General features: G+C 45.4%; 25 protein-coding genes, 2 tRNA genes and 1 pseudogene. 15 read left to right on the top strand and 13 right to left on the bottom strand.

Annotation, left to right across the window (positions count from 1 at the left end; all coding sequences use genetic code 11):
* Nucleotides 1–36: 36 nt before the first annotated feature.
* The gene (locus ASG33_RS18755; protein ID WP_056288871.1) at nucleotides 37–777 is read right to left on the bottom strand and encodes an NrtR DNA-binding winged helix domain-containing protein; all 741 of its coding nucleotides are present in this window, start codon (nucleotides 775–777) and stop codon (nucleotides 37–39) included.
* Between the two features lie 159 nt (nucleotides 778–936).
* Here ASG33_RS18755 and ASG33_RS18750 point away from each other — a divergent pair, with 159 nt between their 5' ends.
* Nucleotides 937–1,314, top strand: coding sequence for a hypothetical protein (locus ASG33_RS18750; protein WP_056290459.1), 378 nt, complete (start codon nucleotides 937–939; stop codon nucleotides 1,312–1,314).
* A gap of 101 nt (nucleotides 1,315–1,415) precedes the next feature.
* A complete protein-coding gene (locus ASG33_RS18745) occupies nucleotides 1,416–1,709 on the top strand; it encodes a hypothetical protein (protein ID WP_056288870.1) in 294 nt (97 codons plus the stop codon).
* 125 nt (nucleotides 1,710–1,834) lie between these two features.
* On the opposite strand, the gene ASG33_RS18740 is transcribed toward ASG33_RS18745, so the two are convergent.
* Nucleotides 1,835–1,907 (bottom strand) — tRNA-Thr (locus tag ASG33_RS18740).
* Nucleotides 1,908–2,020: 113 nt separating this feature from the next.
* Nucleotides 2,021–3,925 (bottom strand): DUF349 domain-containing protein, encoded by a 1,905-nt coding sequence (locus tag ASG33_RS18735; RefSeq protein WP_056288866.1) that lies wholly within the window; start codon nucleotides 3,923–3,925, stop codon nucleotides 2,021–2,023.
* A 104-nt stretch (nucleotides 3,926–4,029) separates the two neighbouring features.
* On the opposite strand from ASG33_RS18735, the gene pdxH reads away from it, so the two are divergent.
* Nucleotides 4,030–4,671 carry a pyridoxamine 5'-phosphate oxidase gene (pdxH, locus tag ASG33_RS18730; protein WP_056288862.1) on the top strand — a complete coding sequence of 214 codons (642 nt, stop codon included), beginning with the start codon at nucleotides 4,030–4,032 and terminating at the stop codon, nucleotides 4,669–4,671.
* Nucleotides 4,672–4,807: 136 nt separating this feature from the next.
* Here the strand turns inward: pdxH and ASG33_RS18725 are convergent, their stop codons facing one another.
* The 6 genes from ASG33_RS18725 to ASG33_RS18700 all read right to left on the bottom strand — a co-directional run bounded on the left by ASG33_RS18725 (nucleotide 4,808) and on the right by ASG33_RS18700 (nucleotide 10,433).
* Nucleotides 4,808–6,088 (bottom strand): citrate synthase, encoded by a 1,281-nt coding sequence (locus tag ASG33_RS18725; RefSeq protein ID WP_056288858.1) that lies wholly within the window; start codon nucleotides 6,086–6,088, stop codon nucleotides 4,808–4,810.
* A 309-nt stretch (nucleotides 6,089–6,397) separates the two neighbouring features.
* Nucleotides 6,398–6,856, bottom strand: coding sequence for a hypothetical protein (locus ASG33_RS18720; RefSeq protein ID WP_056288856.1), 459 nt, complete (start codon nucleotides 6,854–6,856; stop codon nucleotides 6,398–6,400).
* 17 nt (nucleotides 6,857–6,873) lie between these two features.
* Nucleotides 6,874–7,839, bottom strand: coding sequence for a tRNA (adenosine(37)-N6)-dimethylallyltransferase MiaA (gene miaA, locus ASG33_RS18715; protein WP_056288853.1), 966 nt, complete (start codon nucleotides 7,837–7,839; stop codon nucleotides 6,874–6,876).
* Nucleotides 7,829–8,731, bottom strand: coding sequence for a hypothetical protein (locus ASG33_RS18710; RefSeq protein WP_157474853.1), 903 nt, complete (start codon nucleotides 8,729–8,731; stop codon nucleotides 7,829–7,831). The genes miaA and ASG33_RS18710 overlap by 11 nt, the downstream gene beginning before the upstream one ends.
* Before the next feature lie 93 nt (nucleotides 8,732–8,824).
* Nucleotides 8,825–9,430 (bottom strand): outer membrane beta-barrel protein, encoded by a 606-nt coding sequence (locus tag ASG33_RS18705; RefSeq protein WP_056288849.1) that lies wholly within the window; start codon nucleotides 9,428–9,430, stop codon nucleotides 8,825–8,827.
* Nucleotides 9,431–9,587: 157 nt separating this feature from the next.
* Complete coding sequence (locus tag ASG33_RS18700; RefSeq protein ID WP_056290457.1) at nucleotides 9,588–10,433, bottom strand: methylated-DNA--[protein]-cysteine S-methyltransferase; 846 nt, start codon at nucleotides 10,431–10,433, stop codon at nucleotides 9,588–9,590.
* A 92-nt stretch (nucleotides 10,434–10,525) separates the two neighbouring features.
* Here ASG33_RS18700 and ASG33_RS18695 point away from each other — a divergent pair, with 92 nt between their 5' ends.
* Nucleotides 10,526–10,837, top strand: coding sequence for a hypothetical protein (locus ASG33_RS18695; RefSeq protein ID WP_056288846.1), 312 nt, complete (start codon nucleotides 10,526–10,528; stop codon nucleotides 10,835–10,837).
* 225 nt (nucleotides 10,838–11,062) lie between these two features.
* Here the strand turns inward: ASG33_RS18695 and ASG33_RS18690 are convergent, their stop codons facing one another.
* Entirely contained in the window at nucleotides 11,063–12,046 is a 984-nt protein-coding gene (locus ASG33_RS18690; RefSeq protein WP_056288844.1) for a Gfo/Idh/MocA family protein, read from the bottom strand.
* Nucleotides 12,047–12,129: 83 nt separating this feature from the next.
* Between ASG33_RS18690 and ASG33_RS18685 the strand changes: the two genes are divergently transcribed.
* From ASG33_RS18685 to ASG33_RS18670, 4 genes are all read left to right on the top strand, one after another.
* Entirely contained in the window at nucleotides 12,130–12,357 is a 228-nt protein-coding gene (locus ASG33_RS18685) for a VF530 family DNA-binding protein (RefSeq protein WP_056288841.1), read from the top strand.
* 50 nt (nucleotides 12,358–12,407) lie between these two features.
* A complete protein-coding gene (locus tag ASG33_RS18680) occupies nucleotides 12,408–13,292 on the top strand; it encodes a DnaJ C-terminal domain-containing protein (RefSeq protein ID WP_056288838.1) in 885 nt (294 codons plus the stop codon).
* 11 nt (nucleotides 13,293–13,303) lie between these two features.
* Nucleotides 13,304–13,603 (top strand): chaperone modulator CbpM, encoded by a 300-nt coding sequence (locus ASG33_RS18675; RefSeq protein WP_056288835.1) that lies wholly within the window; start codon nucleotides 13,304–13,306, stop codon nucleotides 13,601–13,603.
* A 78-nt stretch (nucleotides 13,604–13,681) separates the two neighbouring features.
* Nucleotides 13,682–14,917 carry a DEAD/DEAH box helicase gene (locus ASG33_RS18670; protein ID WP_056288833.1) on the top strand — a complete coding sequence of 412 codons (1,236 nt, stop codon included), beginning with the start codon at nucleotides 13,682–13,684 and terminating at the stop codon, nucleotides 14,915–14,917.
* Between the two features lie 67 nt (nucleotides 14,918–14,984).
* Here ASG33_RS18670 and ASG33_RS18665 read toward each other — a convergent pair whose 3' ends face one another.
* Both ASG33_RS18665 and ASG33_RS18660 read right to left on the bottom strand, forming a co-directional pair.
* Nucleotides 14,985–15,449 (bottom strand): CHRD domain-containing protein, encoded by a 465-nt coding sequence (locus tag ASG33_RS18665; RefSeq protein WP_056288830.1) that lies wholly within the window; start codon nucleotides 15,447–15,449, stop codon nucleotides 14,985–14,987.
* A 75-nt stretch (nucleotides 15,450–15,524) separates the two neighbouring features.
* Complete coding sequence (locus ASG33_RS18660) at nucleotides 15,525–16,259, bottom strand: SH3 domain-containing protein (RefSeq protein WP_056288827.1); 735 nt, start codon at nucleotides 16,257–16,259, stop codon at nucleotides 15,525–15,527.
* An 84-nt stretch (nucleotides 16,260–16,343) separates the two neighbouring features.
* Between ASG33_RS18660 and ASG33_RS18655 the strand changes: the two genes are divergently transcribed.
* The 7 genes and pseudogenes from ASG33_RS18655 to ASG33_RS18625 all read left to right on the top strand — a co-directional run bounded on the left by ASG33_RS18655 (nucleotide 16,344) and on the right by ASG33_RS18625 (nucleotide 21,432).
* A tRNA-Lys gene (locus tag ASG33_RS18655) sits at nucleotides 16,344–16,416 on the top strand.
* A 756-nt stretch (nucleotides 16,417–17,172) separates the two neighbouring features.
* Nucleotides 17,173–17,420: pseudogene (locus tag ASG33_RS26110) on the top strand (tyrosine-type recombinase/integrase); the annotation flags it as partial.
* A gap of 202 nt (nucleotides 17,421–17,622) precedes the next feature.
* The gene (locus ASG33_RS25625; RefSeq protein ID WP_229238730.1) at nucleotides 17,623–17,841 is read left to right on the top strand and encodes a zinc-binding dehydrogenase; all 219 of its coding nucleotides are present in this window, start codon (nucleotides 17,623–17,625) and stop codon (nucleotides 17,839–17,841) included.
* Nucleotides 17,842–18,029: 188 nt separating this feature from the next.
* Nucleotides 18,030–18,320, top strand: a complete 291-nt coding sequence (locus ASG33_RS18645) for a hypothetical protein (RefSeq protein WP_056288824.1) — start codon at nucleotides 18,030–18,032, stop codon at nucleotides 18,318–18,320.
* Nucleotides 18,321–19,083: 763 nt separating this feature from the next.
* Nucleotides 19,084–19,356: a hypothetical protein gene (locus ASG33_RS18640; protein ID WP_056288821.1), complete on the top strand. Its 273-nt coding sequence runs from the start codon at nucleotides 19,084–19,086 to the stop codon at nucleotides 19,354–19,356.
* 490 nt (nucleotides 19,357–19,846) lie between these two features.
* Nucleotides 19,847–20,314, top strand: coding sequence for a DinB family protein (locus ASG33_RS18635; RefSeq protein WP_082489357.1), 468 nt, complete (start codon nucleotides 19,847–19,849; stop codon nucleotides 20,312–20,314).
* Between the two features lie 299 nt (nucleotides 20,315–20,613).
* Nucleotides 20,614–21,432 (top strand): universal stress protein, encoded by an 819-nt coding sequence (locus ASG33_RS18625; RefSeq protein ID WP_056288816.1) that lies wholly within the window; start codon nucleotides 20,614–20,616, stop codon nucleotides 21,430–21,432.
* 23 nt (nucleotides 21,433–21,455) lie between these two features.
* Here ASG33_RS18625 and ASG33_RS18620 read toward each other — a convergent pair whose 3' ends face one another.
* Entirely contained in the window at nucleotides 21,456–22,292 is an 837-nt protein-coding gene (locus ASG33_RS18620) for a universal stress protein (protein ID WP_056288813.1), read from the bottom strand.
* Between the last annotated feature and the right edge of the window lie 363 nt (nucleotides 22,293–22,655).

The raw sequence follows: 22,655 nt of genomic DNA, 5'->3' as shown, positions 1-22,655 counted from the left end.
ATAATGTTGCCAAATTGTTACCTGTGTGCGCTGCTGTTATCTGTTCAGGAACCGGTAGAGGTAAGGAGCCTTGTTGGCTGCCCCGGTGAATTTTTTGTCCAGCCGTTCCAGCACATTAAGATCGAGTATTTTCTTCTGGAAATTGTTTCTTGCAAATGGCCGGTCGAAGATAGCTTCGTATAATTCCTGTACTTCTTTCATTGTAAATGTTTCGGGCAACAGGTTGAATGCGATCAGTTTGCGGTCGAGGTTTTCGCGCAATGTTTCCAGCGCGGTGGCAATCATTTCATTGTGGTCAAGGATCAATACCGGCAGGTCCTTGATCGGATACCAGTCAATGGATTGGTCGAGCTCGTTCTGTTTAGGAACCAGCTTGTTCATATCCACCAGCGCATAGTAGCCGATTGTGACGAAGCGCCGTGTGATCCATTCGTATTCCTTTCGGTTGTTGATTCCTTCTCCGAGCTTATCCGGGTTCAATGCGATCAACTTTTCAAGGAAGCTGAGATTCGTCCGCGCGGCTTTGCCGAAGACCCTGAACTGGTCGAGATAAACGTCGGCCAGGCCTGTCCGGTCCTGCAATATCCGGGTCGCTGCTGCGTCGACATCCTCGTCATTATAGACAAACCCGCTTGGCAAAGCCCAGAACTCACCATTGAAGTTCAGCTTGGGTACCAGTACATGCAGTTGCCTGTCGCGGTAGCCGAAAATGACACAGTCTATGGACAGTTGTGCTATATAACCTTGTTCACTGGGATAATGTAAATTCTGACTCATGCCAATGCTGCCGATCTTATATAAATGTGAAAGTAAAAAGTTGAAATAAATTTATTGTCTTAAATATAGACAATAAGGTTCTTATTTTTCTAACTTTGAAAATCAATGTACTACAAGCGTATTGAATCCAAAAGTTTTACACAGTCAAACAGCTTATTTATGAAAAAATTCAACCTGTTTCTTTTCCTTTTCAGCCTTTGCTGCGTCTACCAGGCCTCGGCACAAACCGCTGCGACTCCCGACTTCTTCGCGGGAAAATGGGAGATTGCAATTAATGGGACACCAAATGGTGATGTTAAATTTTTGACAGATCTGGTACGTAAAGACGGCAAACTGACCGGCGAGCTCATGAATGCAAATGATACTACTGCTGCCAAGCGGCCGATCACGAAAATCGAGGAAAGCGCAGACCGGATCGCCATTTATTTTGAGACAGCCGAAGTAGGGGAGCTATCGATCGATCTGGCTAAGGTTGACGACGACAATCTGAAAGGAATGGTCTACAATTTCGAAGCAACGGGCAAGCGGGTAAAGTAGTCTGTTTGTTTTTGAAGCGAGAGGGCAACCGTTTTGGCGGTTGCTTTTTTTGTGCTGGAGCAGTACGTATCTTTCTCCGACACTCATGCAAATACCTGTACATGAAAAGAATCCCTTACATGCTTTTGCTTGCTTCGCTGCTTCTCAACATATATAGCGCCGCTGTTTGGGGATTTGCCTGCTACGCGCATTCAGGCGTTGCCGAGCGTAGCACATATTACCGTCAGTTTACAGCCGGATCTGATCCCCGGACTTTCTCCGTTGGAGCTTTTACCGTGACGCTGCTATCGTTGATCGTATTTATTGCAGCTGTGAGGAAATTGCGCGGGTGGTACATTGCCGTCGCGATTGTTCAGGCGCTATTTGCATTGCTTTACGTTTGGCAGCTTTCTTGATTTCGGTTGAAAAGAGTTCGCTAACTGTGAGAGATAGGCAGGAATGATATTACAAATTCATTGCAACATAGGCATGAACAACAAAAAAGCACTTAACGAAAGTTAAGTGCTTTGGAAATTTTAAGAGCCCCCAGTCGGGATCGAACCAACGACCTACTGATTACAAGTCAGTTGCTCTACCAGCTGAGCTATGGAGGCCTTTTTTATTTTATGATGTCGGTGTTTGTTCCGTTATCATGGTGCAAAAGTAGGCTTGTAGACTATATAAAGCAACTTTTTGCAATATTTTTTTCTAAACTTTTTTACTGTTTTTAGATAGCCTCCTGAATAATAGTAAGTTGATGTTTCAACTCATCCAGCTGACTTAGTGCCGCATTAATCTTTCTTTCAAAATCAGCTTTCAAGCGGTCAGAAGTTTTCGACTTCGCGAAGAACTCGATGTTATTCTGCCAAAGTGCGATGTCATTTTCAAGCTGGGTGATCTTGCGGCGGATATCACTTTCCTTGCGGTAAAGTGTCCGGCTGCTTTCTCCATCTCTTGCCAGTTCTACTTCGCTTTCAAGCACAGCCTGCTCTTTCTCTTTGTTAGAAAGCTGACCAATCGCGCCCACGTAAGTATTGATCGCAGCAATGTAGCGCTTCTGAATAGCCTGCATATCCTTTTTAGGTACAAAGCCAATGGAAGCCCACTCGCTCTTGAATGCATTCAGCAGGTTCAGCGAAGATTCGTCTTTGTCTTTGGCTGCGGCCTCAATGCGCTCGATCAGGTCAACTTTGCGTGACAGGTTGCCTTCGAATTCTTCTTCCACCACCTTGTTCTTGGCGCGTTTCTGATCAAAGTATGCGTCACACGCTTTTTTGAACCTGTCGTAAATCGTATCCTTATACTTCTCAGGAACCTGACCGATCGCCTTCCATTTCTTTTGAAGCTCGATCACTTTCTGAGTGGTGGCCGGGTTGTCTTCGCCGGTAGCAAGTAGCCCTTCGGCTTCTTCGCAAAGCTGGGTTTTCTGTTCCAGGTTCTGCTCTCTTTTGGATTCCAGCTGACGGAAAAACTCACCTTTGTTGTTAAAGAAAGTTTTCAACGCTGCCCAGAATTTCTTGCTCAGCTCTTTACCTTCTTCCCTCGGCATAATCCCTTTCAATGCAACCCATTGATCCTGGTAAGCCATGATCTCCTTGGTTTTTGCATTCCATTCTTTAATGCTGCCCGAGTTGTAAGTGGTGAATGGGACGATTGCTTCGTAGATAGCCTGTTTTTGCTCGTAATTTTCGTGCATCAACTTCTTCTGCTCGGCAAACTGTCCGCGCTGCGCATTATACAGTACGTCCAGCGCTTCTTTAAAACGCTGCCACAGCTTTTCCTGCTCGTCTTTTGGTGCAGGTCCAAGGTGTTTGTACTCTTCAAAAATATGGTTGGCCTCGTTCAGGATTTCCTTGGTCATCGGCCGGCTTTCCAATGATTTTCCAAGTTCTTCTACCTTCTCGCAGAGTTCTGCTTTCAGGTCTGCATTGCGGCGCCTGTCGAGTTCTTTTAATTCAAAATAAATATTTCTGTTGCTGAAATATCTGTCAATCAATGCATTGTAAGTTGCCCAGAGTGTCCCGTTATGCGGAGAAGCGATGTTACCGGCTGTTTTCCATTCCTCCTGGATTTTCTTAAATTCCTCCCAGCTGGATTTCAAACCCGTCGCGTCGGTTTCGCGGCCGCCTTCTTCGTCTAATAAAAGGCGCAAACGCTGCAACAAGGCAGTTTTTACATTGAAATTCTTTTCTTTTTCTTTTTCCTGAGACTGGTAATACGAATTCTTCAAACCCTTGATCTCGCGGCTAAGCGAATCTATCTTCTGGGTGTCGGCGTCGTACTTATATTCGAAACCTTCCTCGCTTCCGTTTTCAGCGATATATGCCTGCAAAGCGGTTTCTCTTTCCTTCAATTTAATCTGATCAAGAACCGGGCGGATTTCCTTTGCAACAGCTTCTGCTTTTTTAAGTTGCGCAGGTTTGGCACCTTCGGTACGGATAGCTTCCAGTTCGTTCTCTAACAAGTTAACCAACTGTTCTTTCGATAGTTGGGTATAATCAACATCCGGCGCCGCCTCCTCATGCTCTTCGGTTAACTCATTGTTAAGATCAATTTCAAGGGTGTCAATTGTTTTTGGTTCCAGGTCCTCTTGCTCGTCGCTCCTGACCCCTTCTTGTTGTTCTTGTGCCATCGTGATTCTTGTTTCGTAAGTACGTCTTCTCCGGATTACAAATCTAATAATCTTTCCCTTGAAATGGCTAATTTTGAGCTCCCAACATCACATATTAGTGCCAAATGGATCATAATATTGCCAAAATCCGTCACGATTATCATTTGCAAGGTCTGCGTGAGCACGATCTGAACCCTGACCCGCTGAAACAGTTCAGGTTATGGTTTGATGAAGCTTTAAAAGCCGGTGTTTCCGAGGCAAATGCAATGCTTTTAAGTACTGTATCAGGAAGCCGGCCTTCCTCCCGCGTAGTGCTCCTCAAAGACCTGGATGAATCAGGTTTCTCTTTCTTTACCAATTATGAAAGTAAAAAGGGTAGACAGATCGAAGAAAACAGTCAGGTTGCGCTTACTTTTTTCTGGAAAGAGCTGGAACGTCAGGTGAGGGTAGAAGGCAGGGCAGCGAAGACGAGCGAGGCTGAATCAAACGAATACTTTTCCGTGCGTCCAAGAGGCAGTCAGATCGGCGCCTGGGTTTCGCATCAGAGTGAAACCATTCCGGACAGGGAGTTTCTGGAAGAGAAAACAAGGGAAACAGAGGCCCGCTTTGAAGGGATTGAAGTACCTCGCCCACCGCATTGGGGCGGCTACCGCGTAGTGCCTGATTTTATCGAGTTCTGGCAAGGCCGGCCAAGCAGGCTGCACGACAGGCTGGCTTACACGAAAGAAGAAAGTGGAGTTTGGAAGATTGAAAGGCTGTCGCCGTGAAGGAATTGTCAGTCCAGCCAAAATTTACCAACCTGTAAAAAGCTTGTCACCCTGAGCGCAGTCGAAGGGGCGTGGTGCACGCCCCTTCGACCGCGCTCAGGGTGACAAAACCTGAGAAAACTTTCTTATATCATTACTACCTCTCGCTCATCGCTACGAAGTCTCTTTTGGGAGCTCCTACGTAGACTTGGCGTGGGCGGCCGATTGGTTCTTTGTTGGTACGCATTTCTTTCCATTGCGCGATCCAGCCCGGCAGGCGGCCGATGGCGAACATTACCGTGAACATATTGGTTGGGATACCCAATGCGCGGTAGATAATTCCTGAATAGAAATCGACGTTTGGATAAAGCTTGCGTTGTACAAAGTATTCGTCTTCCAATGCCGCTTTTTCCAGTTTCTGAGCGATTTCAAGAACAGGATCGTTGATACCTAATTTGCTTAACACATCGTCAGCGGCTTTCTTGATAATGCGGGCACGAGGATCGAAGTTTTTGTAAACGCGGTGACCGAAGCCAAACAAACGGAAACCGCTCGTTTTGTCTTTAGCCATATCAATGTATTTCTGCGTGTCGCCACCGTCATTTTTAATGGCTTCCAGCATTTCAATCACTTCCTGGTTTGCGCCTCCGTGAAGCGGGCCCCACAATGCGCTGATACCGGCAGAGATAGATGAGTAAATGTTTGCGTGAGATGATCCTACCAGCCTTACGGTCGATGTTGAGCAGTTCTGCTCGTGATCTGCGTGCAGGATCAGCAGCTTGTTCAATGCAGCCGAAACAACCGGATCCACATTGTACTTCGCTACTGGCAGCGAAAACATCATGTTCAGGAAGTTAGAGCAATAATCAAGATCGTTCTGCGGGTAGTTAACAGGGTGTCCCTGTGATTTTTTGTATGACCAGGTTGCAATTGTCGGCAGCTTGGAAAGCAGGCGGATAATATGCAGCTGTGTTACCTCCTCACCGCTCTGATCCGCGTCGGGATAGAAGGAGCTCATTGCGCTAACCAGCGAAGAAAGTACGCCCATCGGGTGTGCATTCACCGGGAAACCTTCAAAAATCTTGCGCATATCCTCGTTAACAAGCGTATGCGTTCTGATCTCATGCTCAAAGTCTGCGAATTGTTTTTCAGTAGGAAGTTCACCGTAGATAAGCAGGTAAGCTACTTCCAGGAACGAAGCCTTTTCAGCCAGGTCCTCAATCGAATATCCTCTGTAATTCAGTATACCTTCTTCACCATCTAAAAACGTAATGGCACTTTTTGTAGCACCGGTGTTTTTATAGCCGGCGTCAATAGTAATATACCCTGTCTGGTCACGTAGTTTCGCAATATCAATCGCCTTTTCCTGCTCACTTCCTTCAATTACCGGGAACTCATACTTCTTACCATCAAGGGTTAATTCAGCTATTTGGGACATATAATTAAGAATAAAATTAAAAAGGTTAATGACGAGATAGGTCCGGATCAGGTCAATTTATTCCAAAGATTTTGCTTGATACTGATTTACTTATCCGACAAATTAATTTTGTGTTAAGCCTTCCGGAAACGCATGTTTACGTCCCCGGGACAAGCCGCAATATCCTAAAAAACCGCGTATTTTCTATTAATATCCATGTTTAATTTGTGAAAATTCAAGTGCTGAGCAATAATATTTTATAATAGATGGGAATAGTACCAATATTATATTGCCGCCACTTTAAGCTGCTTTCACAACGTATTCACCGGCCTAAAACTCCTTCTTTTCAGCACCCGCAATTCCGCCTGTGCCCGCTTCCGGCAAAGGCTTGGTTAACAAACGTTTTAACAGGTACCTGCTGAAAAGTCCTGTCAGAATAATGGGCAGCAAGTGCGCTCCGTAAATAAATGCCTTCCCTGTAATGCGGTAAGAAAACGTGGAGAATGTCATGTAAACGTAGACAAACCAGGCTATGCCAACTGCTTCAAGCGCCGAGTACAGCAACAATGCATTCCGGCGGTTTAAAAACCGGTAAGCCAGCTCGCATAAGACCAGCGAGATTCCGACCACAAGTAGTACAGTCAGCAATGCACGGGGGAAATTACGGATATAGGTGTGCTTGTAAACAAAAACGCCGATCCTTCCGATCAGGTTTGGATGCGCCAGCAGATAGGCGTCGGTAATGCTTAATACCAGCAGCAAAAGCAGGCTGCTTACTTTTCTGTTCATTGTAAATAGGACGTGGCTTAGTGGGTTTTACTCTTACGCTTTGATTCTTTAAATTCCAGGTAGCGGCTCGTGATGAACTCTGTTTTCCGGCTTTCATTCCAATCGTCGGGCAACCATACAATGGGCAGTCCATCTTTTTCCATTTTCCTGAAAAAGGTCATCTGCCGCTTTGCAAAACGGTGGATCTCGGTTTCCAGTTTCACCTTCATTTCCTCTAATCCAAGTTCCCCGGTAAGATATTGGGTAACATACTTGTATTCCAGACCATAATAGATCAGCTGGGAAGGGGAGAGAATTTTAAGTAAATCCGCGACTTCTTCGATCAACCCATTGTTCAGCCGCTGGTGCAGGCGGTTGGTGATGCGCTGCCTGCGTACCTCCACGGGCGGATTAAGACCGAAAATAATAGCATGCTCCGAAAGCGCGCTTCTTTCAAATGAGACATTTTGCTGCGGGTTATTGACCAGAAACTCCGATATCTCGATCGCGCGGATCAGTCGCTTGCGTGTGGAAGTGTCTGCGAGTTCGTGATAGCTGGTTTGGTAGGTATTGAACCTTTGAAGAAGATCCTCTTGCGGCATGTTTTCCAGCGTTTCCCGAAGTGGCTTGTTTACCGGAATGGCCGAGTAGGCGTGACCTTTCAGAAGCGCGTATATGTAAAAGCCTGTGCCTCCGCAAACAACCGGAATGTGCCCTGTGTCGTTTATCCGCTTAAATGCTTTACTGAAATCCTGCTGAAAATCATTCACATTGTACTGCGCGCCGGCTTCTGCAATATCGATCAGGTGATAGGGGATTTGCTGACCTTCAACCACATATTCGTCCAGGTCCTTACCGGTTCCGATATCCATATTCCGGTATATCTGCCGCGAATCAGCGCTGATGATCTCTCCCCCAAGCACACGCGCCACCTGCACAGCGAGCCGCGTTTTTCCCGAGGCAGTCGGCCCCAGTATTACCGGGAAAGGTGTTTCAATGTTCATTGATGTGCTGAATTGGAATGGGAGTGATCGTTTTTACAAATTTAATACTGCCCATGTTCCGTATGTTAACCCGCGGTGAAGATTGGGAAGCCGACGGATTGCTTCTTTCCATTGCTACAGGATCAAGACAAATCGTTTCAGGTGCAGTTCTGGATATTTTTTCAAAACCCAGCCTGGCGTAGCTTTTCCCGGCAGACCATTCCATATCAGCATACGTCATGATATCTCCGGGCATTTTGTCGCGGATAAAAGCCTGCAGCAGCTTATCCAGTCCGCCGACTACATTGGTATTCAGCAGACTCGCCGAGCGAATGAGCTCGTGTGAACGGAGCGGCTGCGTGTCTTTATTGAAAATCCGGGGATAGCTGAACGTAGCCACAGCAACCAGCAGCTCACCGGAACCGGCCGGCGTAAGCGCCTCGCTCAGCACCCTGAAATATCGAGCCGGCAGGAAGAGCCCGTACTTATATTTTGCCATTACTGCGCCATTTAAATGGTTTTGCTCCAAAAATGCATTCGCAGCTTCCTTGTCAATGCGCCTGGCCGCAGTGAGGCGCGCAGGTATCCGGTGTGCGCAGCCAAGAAGGGCAAGCAGGCGCGACTCCACAATCCTTCGTTTTCTGATCCAGAAATCTTCCCAGATGAACACGCAATTCCTGCCCAGCCCGCGCTCGGTTTCGACAAAGCGGATGCATTCAGACCAGTGTTCCTGTGCATTGGTATTTGTCCAGGTATCCAGATCAATAAGAACAATAGTAAGTGCCGATTGCTGGACGCTGCGGACATGCAGCACGTGGAAGTAACTTACCAGCAGCGGCTGCCGGTCGCATTGCATATCCATTGACAAAAGCCATTGAAAAAGCTGTTCGTGGAATGGAAATGCAGGTTTCAAGCAGAAGTGTTTTTCCGGGCAAGTTAGGTTTGATAACGGACAACAACAAAAACCGCGCCGTTTGGCGCGGTTTTCAAATGGAAACGGGATCTGTTATTTGCCTCCCAGTCCAAAAATAATACCCACATTAACTCCACCAAACTGCGAGGTCGATTCGAAGTCGATATTGTCTACATTACCCGTGGTTGAGCGCAGGTTTTTGTTGCCGAATACGAAGTGATAAATACCTTCAACCTGTATACCCAGGTTACCAAATGCGAATACCAGACCCGCACGCGGCGCAGCACCGAAGTTGCTGTGTTTGGAAGATTCGATGATTGTGTTACCATTGAATTTGGAGTCATACTTAGAGAAGTATACACCCGCGTCACCACCGATATATGGTCTGATTACACCTTCTGCGAAGAAATAATCGAGCGTACCTGTTACCGGCATTAATGTACCTGTGCTGCTTAATGTTTGTCCTGCAATGGTGTAGTCGCTTCCGTCAGCGTAGATTTTTCCTGCCACACCGAATGCAAACTTGGGAGAAGTGAAAACGCGCAAGTTCACGCCGCCACCTGCTACTGTCTTGGAATCTTCCACATCGGATTTAGCAATACCTCCTTGTAATCCAAGTGAGAACTGGGCGTAGCTGGCTGTGCTTACCGCCACCAAAAATGCCACAAACGCCAGGGAACGAGTTAGTGTCTTTTTCATGTCTGATCATGTGAATTGGTTGATAGCTACATTGCATCCAATATCAAACCATCATGAAATAGTTGAATTGTTTGTTAAATTTTGTAGCTGTGGATCAGCAGATTGTGAATTTGTTTACATTCCATTGTGCTATTTGACAGCTTGTAAATTGTGCAAATTATTCCTCAAAATGTCGGGCAGCCTCCCAACCGATCAGTGCCTTTTTGCGCAGACTGCCCCAGCGATACTCCCCCAGAACTCCCTCTTTCCTGATCACTCGGTGACAGGGAATAAGGTAGGCAATGGGGTTGTCGCCTACTGCCGTTCCTACCGCTCTCACCGCATTCGGATTTCCGATGCTCTTGGCAATATGCTGGTAAGTAGTAAGGGCGCCCTGCGGGATAGTGAGCAGCGCCTCCCAAACTTTCAGCTGGAAATTGGTACCCTGCACGAGTAGCGGCAATTTGTCTGGTGATTTTTGCCCGGCCTGGAATATGCGGTGGATGTATTCAGCAGTAATTTGCTGGTCGGCGCGGATGTTGGCGTAATGCCATTTTTTCGCCAGTCGGATGAGCTGGTCTTCTTTATCGTCTGCATCCGTGAATGCCATCGCGCAGATGCCGCGCTCGGTAACCGCGATGAAGCAGGTACCAAACGGTGTTTCGTGAATGCCGTAGCTGATATCGAGTCCCTTTCCCGAAGTCCTGAATTCCTGGGGTGTGACGGCTTCAATGGAAATGAAATGGTCGTAAACGCGGCTCTGACTCGACAAACCGGCCGATTCGGCAAGCTCTGATAAGTTGGCAGTTTCGCGGATCTTCTCCTTCAGGTACCCGGCGGTAATGTATTGTAAAAACTTCTTGGGACTCACGCCGGCCCATTCCGAAAAGATCCTTTGAAAATGAAACTGACTGATACTTACTTCCTCGGCAACGTCGAAAAGCGAGGGCTGTTCCCTGGCATTGGCGACGATGAATTCAATCGCTTTCGCTATTTTATCGTAATGATAAGTTTGCTGTTCCATTTGGATGAATGATTTTGATATACAAATCTCGTGTGTATTTTTAGCCTGTTCAACCTGAAACTTGCTCATTTCCTCACCAAACTCATCGACTGATGCTTTCAATTAAATGCTTCAAAATCACACTGCTACTTTCATTTGTTTGTTATTTCAATGCTTTTAGCCAGGATTTTAAATCAGACCTGAAAAAGCTGAATGCGCAGATTGAAAGTGATTACAAAAGCAAAAAGCTGACTGAAAACGAATACCGGAAACTAAAAGAAGAACAGGGTATCATTCAAATGACCATTGAGAAATCCAATGCGGACGGATACATGTCGCCTGATGAAAAGAACAAGATCCATTCGAAGATCATCCGTTCCAGGAAAAGGCTCGCGAAGTATAAGAACAACCGGGAAGTATATTAAAGTAAAAGAGCTCCGTTGTGGAGCTCTCTTGTTATCAGGTCAGTAGTCTTTCTTACTGGCTTTCTTCGCCTGTTTCTCTGCACGTTTCTCTTTCAGTGACTTTTCAGGCTCTTTCTTTGTGCTGCCCTTATCCAGATTTTTTCCTTTTGCCATGACTTTTGAATTGAGTTAGAGTTTTACAAATAACAGAAATAGTACCAGATTTTGTATCTCCCGAAATCGAATTTATTGCTCCTGCGTGATCCAGTCCATGATCCTGTTTGCCCGCACGCCGGTTTGTCCGGTACTCGGGCTTTTCCCTTCACCACGCAAATCCCGAACGATCAGATCTATAAGCGGCTGCTGTACGTGTTGCGGGTAGGGGATGTTCAGTTTTTCAGTATGCTCGCCGGTTTCAACAATAATGTCGAATTTTTCAAAAAACGAGAAGGTTATGCGCCCTTTTGAACCGACAAGCTGCGCTTTATCCTCGCGCTGTCCTTTGTCGATGGTGTAACACCAGCTTCCCTTTCCAAGTATACCGGATTCAAATTCAAAGTTGGCAACTACAATATCATCCGCCTCGTACAAACCGGCCTGATTCCGGGCAAAACCCCGGGCTGATTTGATCGGTCCCAATGCAAATTCCAGGAAATCAAACTGGTGGGAAGCCAGGTCGTGAAAATGGCCGCCGCCTGAAACAGCAGGATCTACCCGCCAGCGCGGTTTCGGATTCGCTCCGGTTTCTTCTTCGTAAGGCTGCCATTGCAGACAAATGTCGATGTACCGTATATCTCCGATCACTTTCTGGTCGATCAGCTCTTTTACTTTCAGGAAGTAATCCAGTGCGCGGCGGTAATAGGCTACGTAAACAGGCACGCCGGTCCTTTCGCTTTCTGCATTGATCCGGTCGCATTCAGCTGCATTCCTTCCCATTGGTTTTTCAATGTAAACCGGCTTTCCGGCCTGCATTGCTTTAAATGCAAGTGCTTCGTGGGCATCTGGCGGCGTGGCAATGTACACGGCATTCACGTCGGGATCATTGATCAGCTCGTCGGCATCGGCATACCATTTGGGCACATTGTGCCTGGAAGCGTAATCGGCGGCGAGCTCGGCATTTCTGCGCATTACAGCTACCAGCTTCGAATTTTCCACTTTATTGAAAGCGGGGCCGCTTTTCACTTCGGTCACGTTGCCGCAGCCGATAATTCCCCAGTTAACTTGATCCATCAGAATAAAAGATTTGAACTAAACTATTCGCTTAATAATTATTCAGGAGGCTAAATCTACTTTTTAAAACTGTTTCAATAATCATGGAGACGCAAAGTCAACCCAATAACCCGCTGCACGGAAAAACGCTGGAAACAATTCTGAACGAGCTTGTGGACTATTATGGGTGGGAACAAATGGGCTATCGCATTAATATCAACAGCTTCAATCACGAACCCAGCGTGAAATCAAGTCTGAAATTTTTACGGAAAACACCGTGGGCGAGAAAGAAAGTGGAAGATTTGTACATTGAGATGCTGGAAAGAAGATAGATTCAGCTTACACATACTTTAACATAAAAGAACACCTAAGTGCATTGGTTATGCCATTTATAGATTATTATCAGATTTTGGGGGTCGACAAAACTGCCGACGACAAAGCGATCAAGAATGCTTACCGTAAGCTTGCACGAAAATACCATCCCGATCTCAACCCGAACGACAAGGAGGCTGAGAAGAAGTTTCAGCAGCTAAACGAAGCAAACGAAGTGCTCAGCGATCCTGAGAAGCGTAAGAAGTACGATCAGTACGGCGAAAACTGGCAGCATAGCGAGGAGTATGAACGTGCGCGCCAGTCGAGATCGGCCCGCGGCGGCCAGCAGGAGCAATGGTATGGCGGCGGCGGAGGTGATAATTTTTCCGATTTCTTCGAATCCATGTTCGGGTCGGGTAGCGGCTTTGGCGGAGGTCGGCAGGCACGGTTCCGCGGCCAGGATTATCAGGCGGAAGTAACGCTGACTTTGCAGCAGGCGTACGAAACGCATAAGCGAACATTGACCGTCAATGGCAGGAACATCAGGATTACCATTCCGGCTGGTATCGAAAACGGACAAACCATCAAGATTGCCGGTCACGGCGGCCCGGGCAGCAATGGGGGGCCGGCGGGCGATTTGTTTATCACTTTCCAGATTTTGAATGATGATAAGATCCGGCGGGCGGGGAAGGACCTGCACATCAAAGCCGACCTGGACCTGTATACTGCCGTGCTCGGCGGAGAGCTGATCCTGGAAACGCTGAGTGGAAAAGTGAAGCTGCCTGTGAAGCCTGAGACGCAGAATGGGAGTGTTGTCCGCCTGAAAGGAAAAGGCTTTCCCGTTTACAAGAAGGAAGGCGAGTTTGGAGATTTGTACGTGACTTTTGATGTGAAAATACCAACCAACCTGACTGAGCGCCAGCGTGAGTTGTTTTTGGAACTATCTAAATCCTAAATCCAAATGTTATGGAAAACGATCAATTGATAGCTGTTGACACTTTCTGTACCTATTATGAAGTGGAATACGCATTTGTCGAGTCGCTCCGGAACAGTGATCTGATCGAGCTGGTGGAGATAAACAGCAGCCGGTTTTTACACATTCCGCAGCTGCAGCGTATTGAACGGTTGATCCGCCTGCACCGTGATCTGGAAATCAATGTAGCGGGAATCGAGGCAATTGATAACCTGCTCGCCAGGGTGGATTATATGCACCGGGAAATTCTTTCGCTTAAAAACAGGCTGCGCTTCTACGAGCAGGAGCTTTGACGATAATCATTTCTTTTAAGCTACTTTTGAATGTATTTGCATCGCGGGGCGCATTGTGCCCCGCTTTTATTCTTTTCTATGAAATTTGACGATTACCATATCTCGCCCGAGATCAAGCAAAACCTGGAAGCCGCCGGGTTCAAACGTCCCACAGACATTCAGTTCAAGGCTATTCCCGCTATTTTGAAAGGCGAAGATGTACTGGCGATTGCGCAGACCGGCACTGGAAAAACGGCTGCTTTTGCCATTCCTGTGATTGATTTGCTGGCGAGACAAAAATCCTCCGTTCGCTCGGAAGGTATCAAATGCGTGGTAATGGTACCGACGCGCGAGCTGGCTATCCAGATCACGGAGGTTTTTGCCAAAATTGCGAAGTACACGAAAGTGAAGGTTTTCAGTGTTTTTGGCGGGGTAGAGCAGGGGCCGCAGATTGCGCAGCTTGAAAAAGGCATTGACATACTGGTATCTACACCGGGCAGGATGTTTGATCTGGCAAGTCAGGGGCACATTAAACTGAACAGGGTAGAGTTTCTGATACTCGATGAAGCCGATCACATGCTCGACCTTGGTTTTATCAAAGACATACAGGATCTGATCAAGTTGCTGCCGAAGAAGCGGCAAACATTGTTCTTTTCTGCTACGATCAATGAAACGATCAAGAAGCTGGCTTACTCGCTTGTACGCAATGCGATCAGGATCCAGATCTCGCCCAATAACCCAGTTGCGCGAAATATTAGCCATTCCGTGGCCTTTGTGGAAATGGACGATAAGCGCTTTTTTCTGGAAAGAACGATCAAGAATAACATCGACAGCAAGATCCTGGTATTTGTCCGCACCAAAGTGCGCGCGGAAAGAGTACATGCTGCATTGGAAAGAATGGAAGTGAAGAGTATAACCATTCACGGCGACAAGGAGCAGGCCGACCGTTTGAAGGCGATGAACGAGTTTAAATCCGGCGAGACCAAAGTACTGATCGCTACGGACGTAAGTGCGCGTGGTATTGATATCCCGAATGTGGATTATGTGATCAACTATGATCTTCCGGAGCAGCCGGAAAACTATGTGCACAGGGTAGGGCGGACAGGACGCGGCACACAGAAGGGACTTGCAGTTTCATTTTGCAGCCCGGAAGAAAGGCCGATCCTCGATCAGATCCAGGAGTACCTCGACAAGCCGATCGACGTTTTAAAGATCAGTAATGAAGATTACTCAGCAACCCTCGATTTTACTTCAGACCAGGACAACGACCTGAAAGCGCTGATGAAGGAAGTAGAGGATTTTCACGGGCACAAGAAAAAGAAGAAGAAAAAATAAGCAGAGAAAACAAAAAAACGGCCGGTGCATTGAGCGCCGGCCGTTTTTGTTGAAGAGCAATGAAATACTACTCTTCGAATTTATCTGCCAGGATCTGGCCGCGGATTTCTCCGTAAATGTTTTCAGCAGTCGGGATGTTCACGTACATCAAACCTACGATCAATGCAGTTTGCTGCTCGATGTTCAGCTTAACAGTTCCCTGTACCTGATTTCCGGTTGGATTTTGCGCCAGTGCGAATACCATCGGACCAGCTTCGTATGCCGGGTTCGCCATGTGAATGTTAACGGAGGTAGGGGTAATGTTTTGGTAAGTGATGTTGTATTTAAGGTCTCTCGTGGTTTTGTTGTATTCGAAAACCCCGGTTCCTTGTGCAGAGGAAGTAGCTTTCGGAACAGTCGGTGTACTATTTATGACAGCCGAGAATTTTACGATGTCATCCTTGTGAGGACCTTCCTCTTTGCAGGAAGACACAAAACCCAACATTAAAACCCCTGCGATCAATAGTAAAAAACGTTTCATTGGCTTTTTCATACAATTTAATTTAAAATTTAAACCCTTAAATATACATACAAACTGGTACGCAGCAAAAATGATACCATTTGCCGGTCAGATATTCCAAAGATCGGTTTTTCTGATGTAAACGATCCTGTTGTTCCATATCACCCGGTTCCAGTGATCGACTGAACCGAGGATCGTTAGCTTGTGACCTTTGCCAACCCGCTCAATCACAGGGGCGGCGGAAGAAGGTTCATCGCGTAAAAACGTGTTTTCGTTGATGACAATGCAGGTTTGGTAAAGCGACGGGATGTTGAGAATACCCAGCAAAACGAGCAGATAAACTATAATAGAAATTTTATGTATTTGTAGAATTGGTTCCCGCCTGCGCGTCTTGGTAACCATGATCACGACGATGTAAATGCCCAGAGTGAGCAGAAAAAGGGGGACATAGTCGCCGTACCTGCGATAAAAGATGATGAAGTAGTTGTAGTCATCAAATTCATATCCGGCGAGATTCTGCTCTTCGGCCAGTTTATCCATTTTCTCGAACAATCTCCTGGACGGATTAGCGAGGGCCAGTTTGCTGAGGTAATAGAGGCAGTCGGTGTAATTGTTAGTCTTTTCAGCGAGGAAAGCGAGCTTTAAGAGGAGGCTTTGATTATTTTTTTCTTCCGGATTGAAATTTTTTCGGTAGAGTACGAGGGACTCGGGATACCTCCCCATAGCGAACAGAGAATCAGCAGTTTTTAGCTCCTTTTCATTCGCACAAAATGCCGGCTGTGAACCAAGAACAGCGGATATTATTAACCCAAAAAACAGGTTTTTCTTATATAAGGCTTGCATTATACTTTCAAGAATTCTACTTTTGCATCGCAATTACGGAAAAGGCCACGGCTAATCCAAGGTTGCAAAAAACAAGAAAAACAAGATTCCGTAGCTCAGCTGGTAGAGCAATACACTTTTAATGTATGGGTCCTGGGTTCGAATCCCAGCGGGATCACAGAGCGCCTCAAAAGGGCGCTTTTTTCGTTTCTGGGGTGTACGCTTTAATGTATGTGTCCTGGGTTCGCGAGGTAATAGCAGATCAGTCCGAAAACTTGGGGGGCGATTAAAAAGTTAGTTGTTTTGCAATGAATCAAATACATTGCACCGCGGCGGCGGACCGCGAGTCCTATTTAGCCTTAGTCCGCTTCCTGTTACCTGAGGGTATCCCCGGCTAGACGCCCCCCGATTACTTCGAACTTTCCAAAACAGTTGAAGGCCTCACTGGGTTGCATATCTATCTGGAAGAAAAAAACCTTCCTCCCACCCAATATAAAGACCAAAAAATTAGAGTCTAAGGGTTTTCTTCCCGAGATTAATATTCAGGACTTTCCAATTCGCATCCAACGTGTTATGCTTTGTATCAAGCGATGTCGTTGGGAAGTAAGGATACTGGTGAGATAGTAAGCAGGGACTGGAATGTAGTGCAGCAGGGAACTCGGATGACCAAAGAGTTTGCTGATTTTTTAAAACCGGGCCGCCGGGCGGGGCTGCATTGATAATAACCCTATTAGTTGCTCGCAGCTAGGCAAGTATTTCCATCTGGATGGTAATCGGACTGCCGACGCGGCAGCTTCAGGAGCAGTATTAGAACTATATTAGCGATTACAAGGACTGGGATCAACGTGAGCATGCGGCTGAGCGGCTTTTGTACCAAGAAAATGCGGATCAGTATTTAGGCATTGATGAAACGTCACTTTCCAAAGGCGAGCTTTATACGATTGAGATTGCGGTCGTTTGCGGGATAGACAAAATGCTGACTTCCCATGTTGCCAGGCACACATTCGCCACTACAATTACTTTGCAAAATGGTGTACGATAGAAAGCGTTTCGAATATGTTAGGTCATACGAACATCCGCACGACACAGATATATGCTAAAATCCTGGATTTGAAGGTGAGTGAAGATATGCAAGCCCTTAAAGGTCGATTAGCTAAGCAGACCGGAATTGATCATTGGTAAAGTATGTCAGAAAAGGTAGAGCCGTCAAACCAGATTTGGCGGCTGTCTTGTTTTCATAAAAACAGACCAGAAAGAGTATTTTTATTTCGCCGTAAGTCTCATAACTCTTTAATAGTAAGTAAAAACAAACAAACATGAAGGATGATTTTGCACAGCAAACTGGTTTGGCCTGGTTTTCAAGGTCATACTATCGCTGATTAGCTTGGGGGTTCGCAGAAAGGCCCGCCAAAAGGGCATTCGTTATTCCTTCCTGTTTATGCAGGCAAATGGAAGTCAGTTAGCCGAGATTACCAAGCTTGTGGAATCAGGGGTGATTAAGCCTGTTGTCGACAAAGTATTTCCTTTCGAGCAGACGGGCAAAGCACTGGAATACGTGGAAAGCGGCCGTGCCAAAGGAAAGGTAGAACTTACGATGAAGTGATTCAGAGCGGGTCCAATCTCCACCTTTGATCCGGAAGATGTGGACGGCCACAGATGTTTTAAGAACCAGTTGCTGAAGCGGCTATGGATCATAACAACGAACCTGTACTTTGTCTCAAATTACCCATAAATATGGCGTAGACAGCACTCGTCCAAACGTATTGGTAGTTCTATCTTTGTAAAAAAACGATGGCACATAAAATTTGTCCGAACGGACATAAATTTCAGAAAAGCAGCAATTGTCCAACTTGTCCAATATGCGAGGCCAAGAAAAGACCAAAAGAGGGATTTTTAGCATCTGTAAATGCTCCCGCAAGAAGAGCATTAGAGAATGCCAATATATTGGATGTTAACAAACTAGCTACCTATACAGAACAGGATATTTTGCAGCTACACGGGATTGGTATTACCACGATCCCTAAATTGAAGGCCGCTCTGGAACAGTCCGGATTAAAATTTAGAACTGTGCCGGTCAAATGAATCATTAGAATTCGCTTTGTGTGAAGCATATTAGTCAAGCATTACCAGTTTACTGATATGAGCTGCTTTACTTTCATCAGGTAAAAGCCATTTCACTAATCTTGAACCATAAGCTACTTACTACTGTAAGCTATTTTCTTGAATGGCTTTGGCAGCAATGACCCTGCGCGTAATGGACAATCATCTTTCAATTTTTTCAATATTATCTCCCGTTAAGCTAGCTCCCATCAAAAAAGTAATGATAAAGAATCGGTTCATGAGATAAAGTCGTAATCACTCGTTAGGGAAAGAACAAATCTATTAAGATGTACCAATTAGATTTAGTGTATAATTATCTGATCTTTAACTATATAATACGGCTGTATGTTAACCAAAAGTACGAATTCTATACTAAACACTTTGGCAGAAAATCCTAGTGATCAGACGAACACCTAAATTTAGGTCTGATTTTCTCAGCACGATTTAATCCGTCGCTGCTACAGGTAATCAAACAGCAAAATTCCTTCCTTCAAAATACCCACTAAAAAATAGTAGTTGCACTCAATCTTGTCGTTCACAAAGCCGATACTTTGGTAAACAATGCTCGCTCTCGTGATTTCCAGCATTGTTCATTAATTCCTTGCTCAGCTCCCGCGATTTCTTGACTTGCTTGGCGGAGTTCGGCTATGATTAAGATCATCCATAGGACGCGCGCAAGTCATCCTTCAAGTCTTGTCTCAAAATTACTTTTACGATAAGATTTGAATTTAAAACCTGGAATGCAATGAAAACTAAAAAACTCGAAAGAACTGACGAGGTCGTCACAATACTCAACCGGAAGTTGAAAATTGATGCAGAAAACCCGCAGACCAGAAAGCTGGAAAAGCAGATTAGAAAAATCGCGAAGAATCTGATCAACGACGTTAGTAAAGTTGAAGAAAACAAAATTAAAAAGGAACAGAAGCTTTTAACCGAAGAATTGAAGCGGCAAAAACGGGAAATGAGGATCGCAGCCGCTACGAAGATTTTAACTGGCAAAATGTCTTTTGCAAAGTGAGCGATAGAACCTGAGATCATCATTTCTCTTTAGCATCGATGAAAAAAATCGTCGTTATGGCTGACTCTTCCAAAAATGCTTTGTATCTGATTTGAGCAGCGGCAAAACTTGCCATTGAGCGACACAGTGACGTTCTTTTGTTCTCTGTTTATCAGTCTATACCTGTAAATGGCATTAATGGAGAAAACCCTTGGACACAGGTCAATTACAGGTCTTTTGAAAAGGATGTTTAAATCAAGCACGACAGATGACCTTCTTGACAATTTTACATTCCCCATTCTTGTTTTTCCATCCAAAATGAGGTGATCAAAGTAGGTGAGCTAATTCACTGTTTTATCTCATTTCAATGATTCTCTAACTGATTGGTAGAAGTGCAACAATTAATGAGAATCTCCATTTATAGTTGAAAGATGAGGGTGGAATAATGACCCGGCTCATACCCTGGCGTGGTCAGATAAAGTTGATTTGCCATAATAATCAAATACAAATAATGGAACTGCAACCAAAAACACAAACATTGCTTGCCCTTTGGAAAGAAGCGAGAACACGTTTCTCCACCCAATTAGCAAGCCTTCAATCCCAGGACCTGACTCGTAAGTTGCCTCTGACCCAAAACAGTGTTGGCTTTCTGATCCGGCATATTGGAGATGTAGAATTCCTATTCGCCAAGAATGTTTTTGGTGGTCATCTATCAGTGAGTGCAAAAACATTAATTGCACAGCACGATACCGGAGAATGGACGAACCTGCCTAGCCTGCTCGAATATATTGCACAGTCGGGTGAGGCACTGGAAAATGCTATTGCCCTGCAAAGAGATCAGGATTGGGACGTAGAGATTGTAACCAAGGAGTTTGGCGTGAAAACAAAAGCAGAATCGCTCGGAAGGATCATCTCTCATACTGCACATCACGGAGGACAATTGGCCGTTATACTCAAATATACAGATCGCGAGAAATAGTGGCTCGGAATCTCAACGGCTGACCGATAGCAGTGCTGAGCTTATATTTGATTACACGATAAATGGTAAAGATCGATCGATCACAAATTTCTATGCTAATCATCTCTTCTTGAGCAAGAACATTCAGAAGGATAGGTTTGCTATTCTGAGAATACTTAATCCCATTTGAAAGCAGGTTAAATAAGATGTTCCTGATAAGCTGTTTGTCCAGGAAAGTGTTGAGAGTGTGTTGGGCGTTTATGGCATTACGAACAATCTGACCTTTTCTCGATTTCATTGCGACTAATATTGACAGGAACATGCAAAAAATACTTGTGCCTTGCGATTTTTCTGTGTCGGCATTACGTGGGCTTGACTTTGCAGTTGAAGTAGCTCAGGCAACTTCCGGATCCATTATTGTGCTGTCGGCAATCGGTCAGCAGCAAGCAGACGAAGATCCGCTTGTTTCGCAGCGTTATCATGCAGACTTTGAACATTTCCTGGTAAGTATCAGCCATTCGGTTCCTATTACTCACGAGATTCGTTTCGGCAGGCTATTGCCAGCAGTATTGGACATCATTGCTGAAGAATCAGTAGATCTGGTCGTAATGGGTACGCGTGGTTCCCGGGGGTGGGAGAGTACATTCATCGGTTCCAATCTTGAAAAGATTCTGAGACGTTCTCCTGTGCCTGTTTTTGCAGTGAATCAAAAAACGCATTTGAAGAGCCTTAGAAGCATAGTCTTACCCTGCAATCTTGTTTCGGCAGATCAATATGGAATAGGCCAGCTTAAAAAACTACAAGCCTTGCTGAATGCGCGGCTGCACCTGTTGCGGGTTGATACAACACTTGGGATAGATAAGCAAACACTCATGCGGGAAGTCAGGGATTATGCAGCATTTCACGGACTAAAAAACTTCTCTATTAATATTGTCCAAAATACCGACGAAAAAAATGGCATTCTCCACTTTGCCAAAGAGATCAATGCGGATATGATTGCGATGACTACTCAAGGGTCTGTTGATACAGCACATATGTACCGGTTTAGCGTTTCTGCCGATGTAGCCAACCATTCGCATTTGCTCACCTGGACCTGTGTGCAGCAACATCTGCCTTCCGGCTTAATAAAGGAAAAATAACCGGGCTAAATGCCCGGTTATCCTTATGTATGTGCTATAAAAAGCGGGCTATCCAATTTCTCCATAAGCACATCTGCCATGCTTTGACGAAACCATCGCGACACCAGGTTACGCTGGTACGCCCCTAATACCACCAATGGCGGTTTTTCACTTTCTTTTAAGTACTTCACAATTTCTTGTTCGGCAGCACCATGCAGAACATGATAACTTGCATTATGAAAGTGTCGCCTCGAAAACTCCTTCATCAGGTGGTTGTCCGGGAGATGCAGGTCCTCGTTCTCTGGTTTAACGGTTAATATTTCCACCGGAAGCATCTTCATAAACGGCAGCAAATAGCTAAACATCTTGATTGCAAACATGGAAGAAGGCTGCCCATCGTATAACAATACAATCTTGTTAACAAGCTCAAAATCTTCCGGGACCACCAGCACCGGGCACTGGATATCACCCAACAGATCACGCAGAAAGCCGGTGGGCGGTACTTGTGGTAAGGGCGACAAGGTTTCATTTTTGCCGATGATTAAAAGGTCGGCATAAACCGTTTCATGCAGTAATTCCGGCAATGCGAAATTCCGGTCGTGATGGATACTAAATTCAATTTCGGCTTTATGGCAAAGTGCGGTAAATTTCTCTACCGATTCTGCCCTTGAGATAAGGTCTTGCTCATTGCGTTTGCGGAGTTGATGCTCCCAGGGTTCCAGGCGGGGTGCAAGTTCATAGATCGAATAACTGTGATAGCTGAAATCTTCAAGAAATACTCCGACCAGATGCGACCGGGTTTCACGTGCAATCTGAATGGCAAACTGAACAGTGCTTTCTGCATATTTGAGCCCATCAAGGGCAGCAATGATCTTTTTCATGTGTTTCTTAATTTAATGGTAAGATTTGGAAGGCAAATTGTAATAACGTTGATCTGTAAACGCATTCGTAAATGGGAGCGCATGGTCATATATTGATTTCTGTATCAAAGTAACCGTATGCAATGCTCGATTAACCTGATGATGAGTGGTTTGTGATATGATTTACATCAGTTTCCTATTACAATAGAAAGTATGTCAGCCAAGCAGATTTAAGGATACTTTGAAACAAGAAACCTGATGAATGTCATATAGAATGGGTGACGAAGTCAATTAATTTGGTTACAACAACGTATACCTTCGCTGCACCTTTCACTGGGTAAGCTCTTTCCGAATAGCTAAGATTACCGTGAAAAGCATCAATGA

Source organism: Dyadobacter sp. Leaf189, assembly GCF_001424405.1.
Taxonomy (GTDB): domain Bacteria; phylum Bacteroidota; class Bacteroidia; order Cytophagales; family Spirosomataceae; genus Dyadobacter.
The sequence above is the reverse complement of the archived record's forward strand: the minus strand, read 5'-3'. Positions and strand labels throughout refer to the sequence as shown.

What these genes read in the sequence shown, in the direction of transcription:
- ASG33_RS18755 (WP_056288871.1), bottom strand. Translation starts at nt 777, where the DNA reads ATGAGTCAGAATTTACATTATCCCAGTGAACAAGGTTATATAGCACAA.
- ASG33_RS18680 (WP_056288838.1), top strand. Translation starts at nt 12,408, where the DNA reads ATGCCATTTATAGATTATTATCAGATTTTGGGGGTCGACAAAACTGCC.
- ASG33_RS18750 (WP_056290459.1), top strand. Translation starts at nt 937, where the DNA reads ATGAAAAAATTCAACCTGTTTCTTTTCCTTTTCAGCCTTTGCTGCGTC.
- ASG33_RS18625 (WP_056288816.1), top strand. Translation starts at nt 20,614, where the DNA reads ATGCAAAAAATACTTGTGCCTTGCGATTTTTCTGTGTCGGCATTACGT.
- ASG33_RS18645 (WP_056288824.1), top strand. Translation starts at nt 18,030, where the DNA reads ATGGCACATAAAATTTGTCCGAACGGACATAAATTTCAGAAAAGCAGC.
- ASG33_RS18695 (WP_056288846.1), top strand. Translation starts at nt 10,526, where the DNA reads ATGCTTTCAATTAAATGCTTCAAAATCACACTGCTACTTTCATTTGTT.
- ASG33_RS18745 (WP_056288870.1), top strand. Translation starts at nt 1,416, where the DNA reads ATGAAAAGAATCCCTTACATGCTTTTGCTTGCTTCGCTGCTTCTCAAC.
- ASG33_RS18640 (WP_056288821.1), top strand. Translation starts at nt 19,084, where the DNA reads ATGAAAACTAAAAAACTCGAAAGAACTGACGAGGTCGTCACAATACTC.
- ASG33_RS18690 (WP_056288844.1), bottom strand. Translation starts at nt 12,046, where the DNA reads ATGGATCAAGTTAACTGGGGAATTATCGGCTGCGGCAACGTGACCGAA.
- ASG33_RS18685 (WP_056288841.1), top strand. Translation starts at nt 12,130, where the DNA reads ATGGAGACGCAAAGTCAACCCAATAACCCGCTGCACGGAAAAACGCTG.
- ASG33_RS18735 (WP_056288866.1), bottom strand. Translation starts at nt 3,925, where the DNA reads ATGGCACAAGAACAACAAGAAGGGGTCAGGAGCGACGAGCAAGAGGAC.
- ASG33_RS18725 (WP_056288858.1), bottom strand. Translation starts at nt 6,088, where the DNA reads ATGTCCCAAATAGCTGAATTAACCCTTGATGGTAAGAAGTATGAGTTC.
- ASG33_RS18660 (WP_056288827.1), bottom strand. Translation starts at nt 16,259, where the DNA reads ATGCAAGCCTTATATAAGAAAAACCTGTTTTTTGGGTTAATAATATCC.
- miaA (WP_056288853.1), bottom strand. Translation starts at nt 7,839, where the DNA reads ATGAACATTGAAACACCTTTCCCGGTAATACTGGGGCCGACTGCCTCG.
- ASG33_RS18720 (WP_056288856.1), bottom strand. Translation starts at nt 6,856, where the DNA reads ATGAACAGAAAAGTAAGCAGCCTGCTTTTGCTGCTGGTATTAAGCATT.
- ASG33_RS18620 (WP_056288813.1), bottom strand. Translation starts at nt 22,292, where the DNA reads ATGAAAAAGATCATTGCTGCCCTTGATGGGCTCAAATATGCAGAAAGC.
- ASG33_RS18670 (WP_056288833.1), top strand. Translation starts at nt 13,682, where the DNA reads ATGAAATTTGACGATTACCATATCTCGCCCGAGATCAAGCAAAACCTG.
- ASG33_RS18700 (WP_056290457.1), bottom strand. Translation starts at nt 10,433, where the DNA reads ATGGAACAGCAAACTTATCATTACGATAAAATAGCGAAAGCGATTGAA.
- ASG33_RS18635 (WP_082489357.1), top strand. Translation starts at nt 19,847, where the DNA reads ATGGAACTGCAACCAAAAACACAAACATTGCTTGCCCTTTGGAAAGAA.
- ASG33_RS18665 (WP_056288830.1), bottom strand. Translation starts at nt 15,449, where the DNA reads ATGAAAAAGCCAATGAAACGTTTTTTACTATTGATCGCAGGGGTTTTA.
- pdxH (WP_056288862.1), top strand. Translation starts at nt 4,030, where the DNA reads ATGGATCATAATATTGCCAAAATCCGTCACGATTATCATTTGCAAGGT.
- ASG33_RS18705 (WP_056288849.1), bottom strand. Translation starts at nt 9,430, where the DNA reads ATGAAAAAGACACTAACTCGTTCCCTGGCGTTTGTGGCATTTTTGGTG.
- ASG33_RS18675 (WP_056288835.1), top strand. Translation starts at nt 13,304, where the DNA reads ATGGAAAACGATCAATTGATAGCTGTTGACACTTTCTGTACCTATTAT.